This is a genomic window from Bradyrhizobium sp. 6(2017) (assembly GCF_011058295.2).
Lineage (GTDB): Bacteria > Pseudomonadota > Alphaproteobacteria > Rhizobiales > Xanthobacteraceae > Bradyrhizobium > Bradyrhizobium septentrionale.
Map to the genome: position 1 here is coordinate 3,596,448 of NZ_CP049289.2, position 13,288 is coordinate 3,609,735.

Genomic DNA, 13,288 nt, shown 5'->3' on the forward strand with positions numbered 1-13,288 from the left:
GGCAGGTCTTGCGAGCTTATCACCTGCCTGATAAGAGAGATATGAATTGTTAACACGAATGTTAATTCCCGATGACCGACCTTTCGGACGCTCGATTAGCGAAGGCACCGGTTAGCTTCGGCGCCTTTTCATTCGCTTTCGCCTCTCTCGAGGCGTTCGCCGTCACCTTCGAGATGATCATCGTCGTGCTGTCCAGCATCATCGGCGGCGCGGCCTATCATCTGTTTTACTACCACACGGTTTATAGCAACAGCTTCGAGGGTTTTCTAGGGATCGGCGTCCTCGCCGCGATCCTTCACATGTTCGTCGCCAAGTCGCAGGGCCTCTACAATGCGCAGGTGCTGGCCGGCCTCGACCGGCGCTGGAGCAGCCTGCTCGGCGGGTGGCTGCTGGTCGTCCTGCTGATGACCCTGATCATCTTCCTCCTGAAGGTGGGTTCCGGCGTCTCGCGCGGCTCGGTGATGTCGTTCGGGCTGATCGGCGGCCTCGGGCTGGTGACCGGACGGATGCTGCTGCAGGCGCCGCTGCAACGCGCGATCGACCGCGGCATGCTGGCGACGCGCCGCGCCGTCGTGGTCGGGATGGCGGACGAATTGTCCCGGGTGCGGCAATCGAGCCTGCTGCGCGATTTCGGTCTCAGCGAGGTGCGACGGGCGCAGCTTTCCGGCACGTCGGACGACGACGGCGACCGGGCGGCGGTCGCGTCAGCCATTCGCGCCGCGCGGGAGTGCGGCGCCGACGAGATCGTCCTGGCGATGCCATGGCAGCAGGAGCCGCGCATCCAGTTCGTGTGCGACCTGCTGCGGGCGTCGCCGCTGCCGGTGCGGCTGTTGCCCGACCGGACGGCTGAACGGTTCCTGGCGCTGCGGATGGTGGCGTCTGGCCCGATCCCGACGCTGGAAATGCAGCGCTCGCCGCTCACCTCGTTCGAGCGCGCCGGCAAGCGGCTGTTCGACATCGTGGCGTCCAGCGGCCTGCTGCTGCTGTTCGCGCCGCTGCTGATCGGGACGGCGATTGCGATCAAGCTCGACTCCCGCGGGCCGGTGCTGTTCCGGCAGCGCCGCAACGGGTTTGACGGCAAGCAATTCCACATCCTCAAATTCCGCTCCATGCATGTGCTCGAGGACGGCGATGTCATCACGCAGGCCCGTCCGAACGATCCGCGGCTGACCGGGATCGGCGCGACGCTGCGCCGCCGCAGCATCGACGAGCTGCCGCAGCTGGTGAACGTGCTGCGCGGCGACATGTCGCTGGTCGGGCCGCGGCCGCACGCACTGGCGCATGACGACAAATATTCCAAGCTGATCGCGAGCTATGCGCAACGCCAACACGTCAAGCCGGGCATCACCGGTCTCGCGCAGGTGCAGGGCTTGCGCGGCGCGACGCCCGCGATCGAGGACATGCAGCTGCGCGTCGCCCACGACCTCGTCTACATCAAGAGCTGGAGCTTCATGCTGGACCTGCGCATCCTGTTGCGCACGATCGGCGCAGTGCTGCGGCACAAGGGCGTTTGAAAGTTGGGTGTTCGAAGGTTGGGCGTCTGCCGGCTGCTCGCGCTACTGCGGAATGCTTTGATTGGCGTCCCTGAATTCCTGCTCGATGATGCGCCGGTTGGCGTCATCAGCCACGCGATAGGCCTGTCCGATCGCGCCCTTGAGCTCCGGCGCGCGGGTGAGGATCAGGCGGATCTGCCGCCGCAACAGATCGACCAGCTCGACATCGCGCGTCGTGTCGACTTGCGCCAGCAGGATCAGGCGTGGCGCAATCAGATCGCTGCGGTTGAAGCCGGTATAGTAGGACATCTTCAGCGCCCGCGACGCGGTCGGATTCAGCCAGTCGAACCGGCCGGTCGCCGAGGCGAGGCCGAACCAGGCGCCGGCGTCCATCGGCGAGAGCCGAAGCGCGCGCGTAAAGGCGGCTTCGGCCGCCTCTGGCGATGCCGGCAATTCGCTCCAGCCGTCGGCGAGCCACAGCTCGCTTCTGACCATACCGACCTCGGCAGCGAGCCCAGGCTTGCCGCGCAACGCATCGGCGACGAGCCACCAGGCCGACAGCGCCAGCGTCGCGGCACCGATTGCCACTGCGGCCGGCAGGAAAGCCGGCGACAGGCGTCGCGCGTGCCGGCGGACCGCGTCAGCCATTGTGTTAGCCATCGTTATAGCCATGGCGCGCTGCGCGGTTGCCGGTCATCAGCAGGGTTCGCCGCGGTCCCTCCAGCTTGACGCAGGTCAGGCGGCCGGTGGCGTAGGCGCCGGTGTCGACATTGATGCGGTTGCGCAGCAACTCGGCCTCGCGCACCGGCGTATGGCCGTGGACGACGACCTTGCCGAAATCATCTTCCGACACCAGGAAATCGTCGCGGATCCACAGCAGGTCCTCCTTGCGCTGTTGCTTGAGCGCGATGCCGGGCCGGACGCCGGCATGCACGAAGAAGTAACGGCCGTAGGAAAAGGTGATCGGCAGCGCGCGCAGGAAGGCGAGATGCGCCGGCGGCATCTGACGGATCAATTGTTGCGCCAGCGCCCTGCGTTCGGCGGCGTCGGGATTGGGCGAGGGCGACAGGCCGTAGGACATCAGTGTTTGCAGACCGCCGAACTGCCGCCATTGCGCGAGCATGTCGGGATTGACGAGAAACTCCAGCAGGCAGGCCTCGTGATTGCCGAGCAGGCAGACCACGCTGTGGGTTCGGCGGCGTTGATCGAGCATCGCGATCACATCGCGCGAATCCGGTCCGCGATCGATGTAGTCGCCGAGGAACACCTGGATCGGCCGTGCCGGCCGGAACTTGCGGATATCGGCATCGATGCGCGCGCAGATATCGTGCAGCAGCTCGGCGTGTCCGTGGATGTCGCCGATGGCGTAGATGCAGGTCTCGTCGCCCTCATGTTCGAGGTCGCCGGGCTGGCCGACAAGGCGCCGGAAGAGGCTGCGCATCTTTGGTCTAGCCCGCCTGCAACCGTGAACGGCTGATCCGCTGTGCCAGTCCTGTTCCGATCACGGCTCCCAACACGATCACTCCGGGCAGCGCCGGTAATTCCGGCAAGGTGAAGGCGCCGAGCAGCAGCGTCAGCAGGACGGCTGCAGCGGATGCGGGATAGGACCAGTCGCGGCCGCGATTGCGCGCACCGGCCGTGAAGGCAGCGATGCACGTGACCGTAACCGCGAGTAAAGTCCAGAACATGGCGGAACCGAACTGGGCGATCAAGGCGGCCGCGCTGGTCGCCACCACGGGGCGCGTGGCTGCGCCTTGCCAGTCCATATAGGTCGACGCCAGCGTTGCGGTGGTACCGGCGCCGCTGCCGAGCGCGGGCAGGTCGGCGAGCAGAGTGTGGGTCGACTGCACGAGGTCGGCCGGGGCATCCGCGAAGGCGACGGCAAAGGCCAGGTCGGGATGACGGTTGGCGACCGCCGTCGCCAGCGCGATCAGCGCGACCGCCGTGGCCGCGCCGGCGCTGCTCCAGCGATGCAGATGAAGCTTTCGCGCGGCGAAGGTCATCAGGACGAGCCCGATGCCCGCAGCGAGTGCGATCGCGGCGCCGCGATGCCCGTACCAGCAGGCGCTGGCGGCGCAGAACAGCGCGCTCGCGGCGAACAGCGCGCGCAGCTGCGCGAGCTGGGCCGCGCTGCGGCCATCAGCGTGACCGCCGATGTCGAGCGCGCGCGCGAGGCCGAGCGGAGCGCCCACGAGAACGAGCATCAGAAATCCGTTTGCTGTCTCATCGCGCGCAGCTCCGGCAGCGCCAAGCCAGGCCTGGAGCGGATCGCTGTGCAGCAGCACGATCAGTGCGGCGACCACGGCCGTCGCCGCAATGCTGCGGCTCATCATATCGGCGCGGCGGGCATCGATCGCGATCGCGGCGGCGGCGATCATCACCGACAGCAGCGACAGCCAGAGCAGCAGCGCGCCAAGGCTTGCGCCGGTATCGACCGTGATGCTGCCGCTGAACGGCACGCCTAGTGTTTCGCCGGCGAACTTCCACACCGGATGCGCCCAGAACGATAGCGGAAGCATCTGCAGGATGATCCAGACCGCCGGAACCAGCGCCGCCGCAACCGCAGGGCCGACAATTTGTTTCAGGAAGGACAGTTCACCCGGACGGATCGCGGTCAGGCCTGCCAGCAGGCCAAGCGACGTTGCGGCGCCGACGAGACCGGTGGCGAGCGAGGCGTCGAGCAGACCCAGGGGAATCGACGCCCCGATCAAGATGCAGATGAAAGCCGTGACGTTCCACACGAGAGGGGCAGATCCTGCGGAAGATGACAACGCAAGGCAGCGGGATGCCCCGGGCTTGTCGCGAGGTCAACGGAAATCGGGCGCGCCAACTGAGCACCGTTATGCCGCGTTAGAGCATTTTCGGTTCTGATTAAATCCACCGGCTAAAGCGCCGGAACACGCTGTTCCAGTCGCCGAACGTTTGGGCACGGATTTTCGAGGCGATGTCGGACGATCCGGACTTCGAATATCTGATCGTCGACTCCACCATCGTCCGGGCGCATCAGCACGCCGCCGGAGCGAAAAAAGGGGGTCTGAAGATCAAGCGCTCGGCCGCTCGCGCGGCGGCCTGAGCACCAAGATACATCTGGCCGTCCGAGGCCTGGGATGCCCGGTGCGGTTCACGCTGACCGCAGGCCAGAAGGGCGACGCGCCGCAAGCTGCCGAACTGATCGAGGGATTGCCTGCCGAGGTCGTTATGGCTGATACGGCCTACGACGCCGATCATTTGCGCCAAGCCATCGCAGCCAAAGGGGCACTCGCCGTCATCCCCAACAACCCGTCGCGGGCACTCAAACATCCGCTCGACAAGCATCTCTATGCCCAGCGCCATCTCGTGGAATGCTGCTTCAGCAAACTCAAGCAGTTCCGTCGCGTCGCAACCCGCTTCGAAAAAACCGCCCGAAATTACCTTGCCGTCGTCACTCTCGCAGCCATCGTTCTATGGATGCGATAAGTGTCCACGCCACCTAGTGCGGGCGGCGCAGGGCGAGGACAGGGATACGCGGGCGGGACCAGAGCAGTGGGGCGAAGGTGCTCGCGAGATATCCGCCTTGCAGCGATACGATGGCGATGACCATGAGCAGCATGGTCTCCGACCACGTGCCTCCGATGGCGGCGAGCAGCGCGAGTTCCGCGAGCATCACCGGCACCAGCACCAGACAGTGCCGGCGCAGCCCGAGAACGCCGCCGCCGATCAAATTGCCAAGGAAGACAAATAACATAACCAAACCCTGTGCCCGCATCATATCGGGCCGGGTCCTAAGTCGGGGTTAACCCGATCGCCGCAAACCGCCGGCATGACGGCCGACGCTCGAATGATGGGCTGTTATGTTAGTCGATTAACATTCAGAACGGGCGCAGGTCGCCGTAACTATACGAGGCCCAATAGTCGCGGCCGCCATAGGGTCCATAGGCGCCGTAGAGCGGGGCGCAGGAGTAGCGGTCGGGACAGCCGTGCCAGCAAACCCGTTTCCACTGGCAGACGTCGCCGTGGCAATATTGCAGCCGCTGGCAGTGGCCGCCGACGCGCTCGGCGACGCGCGGGGCCTTGGTAATGCTCAATTCAGCGGCATTTGCGCCCGATCCGCCAAGCAAAACCACAGAGGTTGCCAGCGCGATCGTCAGTGGCTTTAGGCGGGTCATCACACCCTCAATCGGTCAACTCAAACCATCTCATTCAGAGATAACGGGGACATCACACGAAAGCAAAGCCGCAGTGGCGTCCTGCAGAGCTTTGTCCCGCGATGATGTTGCCGGTGTCGCCGAATTACCTCACCTTGCTAACATTCTCTATCAATTGCATCGCAATATATCACGGAACCTTGTGATTTTGATAGTCGGCATGTTACGGCACGGTCGGAGTATTTAGATGTCGCGTGCGAATTTCATTCGAGCAATGTTATTGCTTGCGGCCGCCGGATCGGTCAGCGGTTGCCATTACATGCCGACCAATGGTCCGACGAGTTCTGATGTCGTGGCCGGGCAGAAGGATCCGGAAAGCCTGCCCTATGCGATGGTCAAGATCACGCCGCAAGTCGAGAACGTGCTGGCGTCGTTCGCGCCGCAACTCGCCGGAGGCATCCAGGGCCCGCCGCCCAAGGACATCCACTTCGGCATCGGCGACGTCGTCAGTGTCACGATCTTCGAAGCCGCCGCTGGCGGTCTGTTCATTCCGGTCGAGGCCGGCGTGCGCCCCGGCAATTACATCACGCTGCCGAACCAGAACGTCGATACCGACGGCAATATTTCGGTGCCCTATGCCGGCGCGCTCCGCGCCAAGGGCCGCACCCCGACCGAGGTGCAGCGCTCGATCGTCGACGCGCTGAAGAACCGCGCGATCGAGCCGCAGGCCGTGGTCGCCCTGATCGAGCAGCGCACCTCGCTGATCTCTGTGCTCGGCGAGGTCAATACGCCGAACCGCTTCCCCGCCAATGCCGCAGGCGAGCGCGTGCTCGACTCGATCACGCGCGCCGGCGGCCCGAAAGGGCAGGGCTTCGATACCTGGGTTATGCTCGAGCGCGACGGCAAGCGCACCACGGTTCCGTTCGGCCAGCTGGTCTACGAGCCCAAGAGCAACATCTACGCGCATCCGGGCGACACCATCTATGTCTACCGCGAGCCGCAGACCTTCGTCGCCTTCGGCGCCTCGGGCGCGCAGGGCCAGTTCAACTTCGAGGCCTGGCGCATCTCGCTCGCCGAAGCGGTCGCCAAGGCGGGCGGCCTGAATGATTCCTCGGCCGACCCGGCCTCGGTGTTCGTCTATCGCGGCGAGTTGCCGGAAGTCGCCGCTAAGCTCGGCGTCGACGTCAGCAAATATTCAGGGCCGATCATCCCGGTCGTCTACAACATCAATTTCCGCGATCCGGCCGGCTATTTCCTGGCCACGCGTTTCCAGTTGCGCAACAAGGACGTGCTGTATGCGTCGAATGCGGCGTCGGTCGAAGATGCCAAGGTCATGCAGCAGATCCGCCTCGTGACCGCAACGGTGAACGATCCGATCGTGGCCGCCTACAACGCAACCTTACTTCGCAATTCGATCAAGCTTGCGCCCTGATTTCGGGGCGTGAGCCGGCCCGGCCGGCTTCATGACAAATTCACGATTACCTTCCGGCTCGCGCGAGGCGACGGCACTGCCGTGGTCAGTGCGATGGTCGTCGTGGCTGTTCTGCGCCGTCGTCGCGCTGGCGCCGCTGCCGCTTGGCTCGGTCGGTGTCACAGCACCCGCGATCTGGTCGATCCTGCTCGCCGTCGCGCTGCTCGGGGCATTGCCGATGCGTCTGCGCGACAGCCAGCTTGCAATCCTCGCGGTGACGGCGCTGCTGGCGGCGCTCGCCCTGCTGGTGCTGCACGAGCAGTCGGCGGTCCACCTCTGGCTCGGCGTGGCGCCGAACGCGCTGTGGGCGGAGGCCGGCAGATTGTTGCCCGCCGAACTGCCGCCGATCGCGTCGATCGCACGCCATCAGCCGTTTTATTCCGCCGGCCTTGGGATCGTCTGCCTGCTCTCTTTTGCGATCGGTGTCGTGCTCGGTGCCGATCGCGCGATAGCGCGCGGGCTGTTGCGGACGGTGGCCGCGGCCGGCCTCGTCTATGCGATCGCCGGTATCGTCACGTTCGCGATCGATCCGACCCGGATTTTCCTGCTCCATGAGAAGGAGGCGCATCTGACGTGGCTGACGTCGCCCTTCGTCAACCGCAACACCGCGGGCATCTACTACGGCTGCTGCGCCCTGATCTGGCTGCTGTTTGGCTGCGAGCTGATCGAGCGCAACTGGCCGCCGCGGCGTTTCAGCTCGTCGCGCCTGCTGGCGCGCCTCGACAGGCCGGCACGGCGCCGGCTCGCCGGCCATGCGCTGGGCTGGCTGGTCTGCCTGCTGGCCATGTTTCTGACCGGATCGCGCGGCGGCGTCGGGATTTCGCTGCTCGCCGCGGTCGTCGCGGTCGCGATCTTCTTCCGCAAGCGGATGCCGCCGCGCTACGGCCTGATCATGGCGCTTTGCGTCGGCAGCCTGGTCGCGCTCGCCCTGCTGCAGCTTCTCGGCGGCGGCGTCGGCGCGCGCTTCAGCACCATGGGGCTGTCGGATGAGGGACGGTTCTCGACCTATCGCGCGACGCTGCGGATGATCTTTGACCATCCCTGGCTCGGCGATGGTTTCGGGAGCTTCGAATGGGTCTATCCGGCCTATCGGACCGATGACATCTCGCTGCGCGGGACCTGGAACCGAGCGCACAACAGCTGGCTCGAACTGGCGTCCGACGGCGGAATGTTAATGGCCGGCGCCGTCATTGTCATGCTGCTCGCAGCGTTCGCTGTGCTCGCGCATGGCGTGCGGAGCCGCCGCCGCGACGTGATCGTGCCGCTTGCGGCATTGTGCGCGTCGGCCGCCGGCGCCATCCATTCGATGATCGATTTCTCGCTCCAGATCACCGGCTACGCGGTCGTCATCGCGGCCTTGCTCGGGGCGGGACTGTCACAATCCTTCCGCTCCGGACCGGGCGGCGGCCGCGGCGGCGCCAATGTTATGGCGGGGCCGCCGGTTAACGTTGATTTGGCAGGGCGCGCCGGGGCCGCGGCCGGCGAGGCTATTTAATTGGCGCGATAACTCCGATTATGCTAACGAACTGTTAGTATTCGTTAGGGAGATAGCGGTGTTCACATTTGAGCGATCGGGCGGCTTTTCTGCCTCGCGCGTGGCGGTGTTGATGATGTTGGCGCTCGCGGCGCCCGGCGGTGAAGTATTGGCGCAAGCCGCCGGCGGGCAGAGCCAGCTCTCCCAGGCGATCACGAATTTCAAGGGCTCTCCTGAGCAGCTGCTGACCCAGTATCCGAACGCGGGGGTGGAATTGACCTCGCGGGCGCGCGATTTCGTCACCAACGATCCGACGACGCTGGATACGATCATCGGGCTGCTCGCCAAGGCAAGCAAGGACCAGAAGACCGCGATCGCCGCCGGTCTCGCCCAGGCCGCGCGCATCGTGGTGCGCAGCAACCAGCCTTATGCAACGCGCATCCAGCGGGCGATTGCCGACACCAAGGATCTCGACACCGTGATGGCGTTCGCCGCGGCGTCGGGAGATAGCGGCACCGCTGCGACCGGTGGCGGCGGCGCAGGCAGCGCCGGTGCATCCGGCGGCCAGACCGGCGCCCTCGGCGCCAACGGCGCTGGAGGCGGCGGCGCGCTCGAGGCCATCGGCGGCAACAGCGTGAACACCGGCATTTTCAGCTTCACCTCATCGGTCACCGGATCGGGCAACGGGACGACGGGCACGACCGGCACCACCACACTTCTTACTACAGTTACTCCCTGAGCCGGCTTCCGATCGTCAATGGCGAACTCTCTGCAGCAATGCGCTTCGGTGTCGGCGGCGGGACGCTTCCCAGTTTCATTGGAGGGCGCGAGGGCAGGCTCCGGCCTGCCGGCGCGGCGATAGGACGAGATGCTTCAGCGCAACCAGATTTCGCCGTCCGTCGATCTGAGAAATCGTCCGGCCGAGCTGCCGTCGCTGGCGGAAACGTTCGACGCGTTCGTCACCTATCTGCTCCGGCAGTATTGGGTCATCCTCGGGACCGCCGCGCTCTGCCTGTTCGGCGGCATCTGCTACCTGGCAACGGCGGCGCCGAGCTATACCGCGCTTGCCACGATGATCATCGACACGCGCAAATTCCAGGTCTTCCAGCAGCAATCGCCGGTCAGTGACGTCCCGGTCGATTCCTCCGCGGTCGAGAGCCAGGTCGAAATCCTGAAGTCGGAGAACGTGGCGCTCGCGGTGATCCGGGACCTCAAGCTCACCGACGATCCGGAATTCGTCGGCTCCAGGGCGGGCGCGGCGGGAGCGGTGCTGGATTTCGTGTCCGGCCTGTTCACGGGCAGCGGGCCGCCCAACGAGTTCGACCGGACCCGGCGCGCGGTCCGTACCTTCCAGAAACAGCTCGAGGTCCGCCGCCGCGGCCTGACCTATGTGATCGAGGTCAGCTTCCGCTCGCTCGATCCCGAGCGCGCCGCGCAGATCGCCAATGCCGTCGCCGACGCCTACATCGTCGACCAGCTCGATTCCAAGTTCCAGGCGACGCGCCGCGCCAGCGTCTGGCTGCAGGACCGCATCCAGGAGCTGCGCTCGCAGGCATCCAGTGCCGAGCGTGCGGTGCTCGACTACAAGAAGACCAACAACATCGTCACCTCCAGCGGCAAGTTGATGAACGAGCAGCAGCTCGGCGAGCTCAACACGCAGCTGCTTCACGTGAAGTCGCAGGTCACCGACGCCAAGGCCAAGCTCGACCGCATCGAGGCGGTGGTGAAGAGCGGCGTCCCCGATGCGACGGTCGCCGATACCCTGAACAACCAGGTCATCACCAAGCTGCGCTCGCAATATCTCGAGCTTGCCAACCGCGAGGCCGACTGGTCGTCGCGCTATGGCTACAATCATCTGGCTGCTGTCAATCTGCGCAACCAGATGCGCGAGATCCAGTCGTCGATCATGGATGAGCTGAAGCGGCTCGCCGAAAGCTACAAGAGCGACTATGCGATCGCCCTGCAGCGCCAGAGCGAGATCGAGCGCGCCGTGAACGATTCGGTGTCGCAGTCGCAGTCCACCAACCAGGCGCAAGTGACGCTGCGCGAGCTCGAGAGCTCCGCGCAGACTTATCGCTCGCTGTACGACAATTTCCTGCAGCGCTACATGGAGAATGTGCAGCAGCAGTCGTTCCCGGTCAGCGAGGCGCGGGTGATCACCCGTGCCTCGCGTCCGCTCGGCAAGAGCCACCCGCAGACCTTCGTCGTGCTGGCGCTCTCGATGCTCGGCGGCCTGATTGCCGGGCTCGGGCTCGGCGTGTTGCGCGACCTCTACGACCGGGTGTTCCGCACCGCCGAGATGGTCGAGACGATCCTCGACACGGATTGCGTCGCCATCGTTCCCCGCGTGCCGGCAGGCCAGATCAAGGCCGCGGTCGCCGTCCGTCCCAATCTGCCGACCGGTCCGCGGACGATCCGGCGCGGCGACGAACCGGTGCTGTGGGCGGCGATCGATTCGCCATTCTCGCGGTTCTCGGAAGCCATCCGCTCGATCAAGGTCAATGCCGACCTCAACGTCACCAAGCCGTCAAAGATCCTTGGCCTGACCTCGGCGCTGCCCAACGAGGGCAAGTCGACGCTGGCCTTCGTGTTCGCGCAGCTGGTGGCGCAGAGCGGTGCGCGCGTGCTGCTGATCGATTGCGACCTGCGCAATCCCTCGCTCAGCCGCAAGGTCGCCGCGAATGCCGAGCGCGGCATCCTCGACGTGCTGTCGAACAATGCGACATTGCAGGACACGATATGGCGCGATCCCGAGACCGGGCTTGCCTTCCTGCCGGGCGCCACACGATCGCGCATCGCGCATTCGCACGAGGTGCTGGCGTCCGACCAGATGAAGGACTTCATCGACGCGGCCCGCAGCCAGTATGACTACGTGATCGTTGATTTCCCGCCGTTGACGCCGGTGGTCGACGTCCGCATCACCGCGCACTTCGTCGATTCCTTCGTCTTCATCGTGGAGTGGGGCAAGACCCAAGTGCAGGTGGTCGAACGGGCGCTGCGCAGCGCCCGTGCCGTCAACGAGAACCTGCTCGGCGTCGTGCTGAACAAGGCCGATATCGCCGCGATGAGCCGCTACAGCGGTTATGGCGGCAAGAACTACTATTACAACTCGCACTATGGACGATATGGCTACACCGAGTGAGCCGCGTGGTGAGGCGATCGGGCGTGCAGGCGTCTGGCTCGCGCGCGGCTTGCTGGCCGCGGCCGCGTGCTCGTCCGTCGCCTGGGGCGCGACCACCTTGCCTGACTTTGTCGACCAGACCCGGCTGGATGGCGCCAGGGACGTGATCCTGCGCAACGTACCGATCAGCGATGCCGAGCTCGATGCGCTGGGTCCGGCCCTCGCGCGTGCCGCAGCACGATCGGATTGTATGCCGGCCATCGATCGCAGCACGGCGGTGATCCGGCTGCGGCTTGCCGAGAACGCGCTCGCATCGGGCGATCGGGTGGACGCTCGGATGGGCGAGCTCGACGCGGCCATTCACAAGTCGCTCGGCTGTGCGCCGGCCGATCCTTACCTCTGGCTCGTGCTGTTCTGGCTCCGCAATATCAGGCAGGGCCTGACCGACGCGAATTTCGACCTGCTGCGGATGTCATACCGGCTCGGCCCCAATGAGGGCTGGATCGTGGTCAAGCGCAGCGCCATGGCGCTCGCCATGTTCGATGCCCTGCCGCCCGACCTGTCTGATACGGTGGTTGCCGAGTTCGCGCGTCTGGTGAAGACGGAGCTGTACACCGAGGCGATCGATCTCCTGAAGGGACCAGGATGGGCGCATCGGGAGAAGCTGCTGGCCGGCCTCGCAACTGTCCCCAAACGGAACGTCGACATCCTGACCCGCACCATGGCCGACATCGGATACGATCTCGATCGCCGCTCGCCGGCGGAACGGCGCAACCTGGAGCGTGAACCGGATTTCGGACGTGACGAGCTCGCCCGAATGCCATCAGGAGCTGTGGCTAGACCATGACGATGGAATTCAGCGTCGGACAGCACAACGCGCATTATGAGGGTGTCTATTCGGCACGCGAGCGCGACTGGCGGCGGGTCTGTGCGGTCGACAAGGCCGATCATATCGCGGGCCTGCTGGGCGGCTCCGCCGTCGCGATCGGCAACGTCCTCGAGGTCGGCTGTGGCACCGGCGCCGTGCTGGCGCGGCTGTCGGCGGTCGGTATCGGCCGCGACTTCACCGGCATCGACGTCATCGATCCCGCGACCAATCTGGAGACCGACGGCGCGGCGGCGGTCCCGTTCCACTGGTTGAGCTATGACGGTGTGACGATCCCGTTTGCGGACGGATCGTTCGATCTGGTCTATGCCAGCCATGTCCTGGAGCATGTGCCTGAGCCGCGCGCATTCCTGCACGAGCTTGCCCGCGTCGCGCGGGGTTTCATCTATGTCGAGGTACCCTGCGAACTGCACGCGCGCACCAGCCGCCGGGCGCTGCAATCCACGCTCGACATCGGCCATATCAATTTCTACACACCCGACACGTTTCGCCTGGTGCTGGAGACCGCGGGGCTCAAGGTCATGGGCTTCGGCACCTATGACCATAGCCTGCCGGTGCACGCGTTTCATGCGTCGCGGGTCAAGGGGCTTGCGAAGAGCATCGTGCGGAAGACGCTGTTGTCGGCCAGCCCGGCGTTCGCGACGAGGCTTGCGACCTATCATTGCGGGGCGCTCTGCCGGCGCGACAAGGCGCCGCCGCTGCCGCAGGATCGCTGAGCC

Annotated in this window: 12 protein-coding genes and 1 pseudogene; 8 read left to right on the forward strand and 5 right to left on the reverse strand. The window is 65.4% G+C overall.

Going from position 1 to position 13,288, the window contains the following annotated elements:
- Nucleotides 1–71 precede the first annotated feature (71 nt).
- The gene (locus tag G6P99_RS16770; protein WP_224741734.1) at nucleotides 72–1,514 is read left to right on the forward strand and encodes an undecaprenyl-phosphate glucose phosphotransferase; all 1,443 of its coding nucleotides are present in this window, start codon (nucleotides 72–74) and stop codon (nucleotides 1,512–1,514) included.
- Nucleotides 1,515–1,556: 42 nt separating this feature from the next.
- Here G6P99_RS16770 and G6P99_RS16775 read toward each other — a convergent pair whose 3' ends face one another.
- Genes G6P99_RS16775 through G6P99_RS16785 form a run of 3 tightly spaced genes read right to left on the reverse strand, consistent with a single transcriptional unit; the run spans nucleotide 1,557 to nucleotide 4,234 of the window.
- The gene (locus G6P99_RS16775; protein WP_029084078.1) at nucleotides 1,557–2,141 is read right to left on the reverse strand and encodes a hypothetical protein; all 585 of its coding nucleotides are present in this window, start codon (nucleotides 2,139–2,141) and stop codon (nucleotides 1,557–1,559) included.
- A 4-nt stretch (nucleotides 2,142–2,145) separates the two neighbouring features.
- A complete protein-coding gene (locus G6P99_RS16780) occupies nucleotides 2,146–2,934 on the reverse strand; it encodes a metallophosphoesterase family protein (protein ID WP_029084077.1) in 789 nt (262 codons plus the stop codon).
- A 7-nt stretch (nucleotides 2,935–2,941) separates the two neighbouring features.
- Nucleotides 2,942–4,234 carry a hypothetical protein gene (locus tag G6P99_RS16785; RefSeq protein WP_029084076.1) on the reverse strand — a complete coding sequence of 431 codons (1,293 nt, stop codon included), beginning with the start codon at nucleotides 4,232–4,234 and terminating at the stop codon, nucleotides 2,942–2,944.
- Nucleotides 4,235–4,416: 182 nt separating this feature from the next.
- On the opposite strand from G6P99_RS16785, the pseudogene G6P99_RS16790 reads away from it, so the two are divergent.
- Nucleotides 4,417–4,949 (forward strand): annotated as a pseudogene (locus G6P99_RS16790) (IS5 family transposase); the annotation flags it as partial.
- Between the two features lie 13 nt (nucleotides 4,950–4,962).
- Here G6P99_RS16790 and G6P99_RS16795 read toward each other — a convergent pair.
- Together G6P99_RS16795 and G6P99_RS16800 are read right to left on the reverse strand one after the other, a co-directional pair.
- A complete protein-coding gene (locus G6P99_RS16795) occupies nucleotides 4,963–5,241 on the reverse strand; it encodes a hypothetical protein (RefSeq protein WP_156928698.1) in 279 nt (92 codons plus the stop codon).
- A gap of 100 nt (nucleotides 5,242–5,341) precedes the next feature.
- A complete protein-coding gene (locus tag G6P99_RS16800) occupies nucleotides 5,342–5,638 on the reverse strand; it encodes a hypothetical protein (RefSeq protein WP_029082402.1) in 297 nt (98 codons plus the stop codon).
- 226 nt (nucleotides 5,639–5,864) lie between these two features.
- Between G6P99_RS16800 and G6P99_RS16805 the strand changes: the two genes are divergently transcribed.
- The 6 genes from G6P99_RS16805 to G6P99_RS16830 all read left to right on the forward strand — a co-directional run bounded on the left by G6P99_RS16805 (nucleotide 5,865) and on the right by G6P99_RS16830 (nucleotide 13,285).
- Entirely contained in the window at nucleotides 5,865–7,049 is a 1,185-nt protein-coding gene (locus G6P99_RS16805) for a polysaccharide biosynthesis/export family protein (protein ID WP_198031189.1), read from the forward strand.
- A 31-nt stretch (nucleotides 7,050–7,080) separates the two neighbouring features.
- On the forward strand, nucleotides 7,081–8,583 hold the full coding sequence (locus tag G6P99_RS16810; protein WP_245284745.1) for an O-antigen ligase family protein: 1,503 nt from the start codon (nucleotides 7,081–7,083) through the stop codon (nucleotides 8,581–8,583).
- 58 nt (nucleotides 8,584–8,641) lie between these two features.
- The gene (locus G6P99_RS16815) at nucleotides 8,642–9,301 is read left to right on the forward strand and encodes a hypothetical protein (protein WP_029082399.1); all 660 of its coding nucleotides are present in this window, start codon (nucleotides 8,642–8,644) and stop codon (nucleotides 9,299–9,301) included.
- A gap of 129 nt (nucleotides 9,302–9,430) precedes the next feature.
- Nucleotides 9,431–11,704, forward strand: a complete 2,274-nt coding sequence (locus tag G6P99_RS16820; RefSeq protein ID WP_029082398.1) for a polysaccharide biosynthesis tyrosine autokinase — start codon at nucleotides 9,431–9,433, stop codon at nucleotides 11,702–11,704.
- On the forward strand, nucleotides 11,688–12,530 hold the full coding sequence (locus G6P99_RS16825) for a hypothetical protein (protein WP_051346463.1): 843 nt from the start codon (nucleotides 11,688–11,690) through the stop codon (nucleotides 12,528–12,530). Before G6P99_RS16820 ends, G6P99_RS16825 begins: the two co-directional genes overlap by 17 nt.
- Nucleotides 12,527–13,285: a class I SAM-dependent methyltransferase gene (locus G6P99_RS16830; RefSeq protein ID WP_165128761.1), complete on the forward strand. Its 759-nt coding sequence runs from the start codon at nucleotides 12,527–12,529 to the stop codon at nucleotides 13,283–13,285. The genes G6P99_RS16825 and G6P99_RS16830 overlap by 4 nt, the downstream gene beginning before the upstream one ends.
- The last annotated feature ends 3 nt before the right edge of the window (nucleotides 13,286–13,288 follow it).

Bases quoted from the DNA above. Each gene is read 5' to 3' on its own strand.
- G6P99_RS16780 (WP_029084077.1), bottom strand. From the start codon at position 2,934: ATGCGCAGCCTCTTCCGGCGCCTTGTCGGCCAGCCCGGCGACCTCGAA.
- G6P99_RS16795 (WP_156928698.1), bottom strand. From the start codon at position 5,241: ATGATGCGGGCACAGGGTTTGGTTATGTTATTTGTCTTCCTTGGCAAT.
- G6P99_RS16825 (WP_051346463.1), top strand. From the start codon at position 11,688: ATGGCTACACCGAGTGAGCCGCGTGGTGAGGCGATCGGGCGTGCAGGC.
- G6P99_RS16830 (WP_165128761.1), top strand. From the start codon at position 12,527: ATGACGATGGAATTCAGCGTCGGACAGCACAACGCGCATTATGAGGGT.
- G6P99_RS16810 (WP_245284745.1), top strand. From the start codon at position 7,081: ATGACAAATTCACGATTACCTTCCGGCTCGCGCGAGGCGACGGCACTG.
- G6P99_RS16805 (WP_198031189.1), top strand. From the start codon at position 5,865: ATGTCGCGTGCGAATTTCATTCGAGCAATGTTATTGCTTGCGGCCGCC.
- G6P99_RS16770 (WP_224741734.1), top strand. From the start codon at position 72: ATGACCGACCTTTCGGACGCTCGATTAGCGAAGGCACCGGTTAGCTTC.
- G6P99_RS16820 (WP_029082398.1), top strand. From the start codon at position 9,431: ATGCTTCAGCGCAACCAGATTTCGCCGTCCGTCGATCTGAGAAATCGT.
- G6P99_RS16775 (WP_029084078.1), bottom strand. From the start codon at position 2,141: ATGGCTGACGCGGTCCGCCGGCACGCGCGACGCCTGTCGCCGGCTTTC.
- G6P99_RS16800 (WP_029082402.1), bottom strand. From the start codon at position 5,638: ATGACCCGCCTAAAGCCACTGACGATCGCGCTGGCAACCTCTGTGGTT.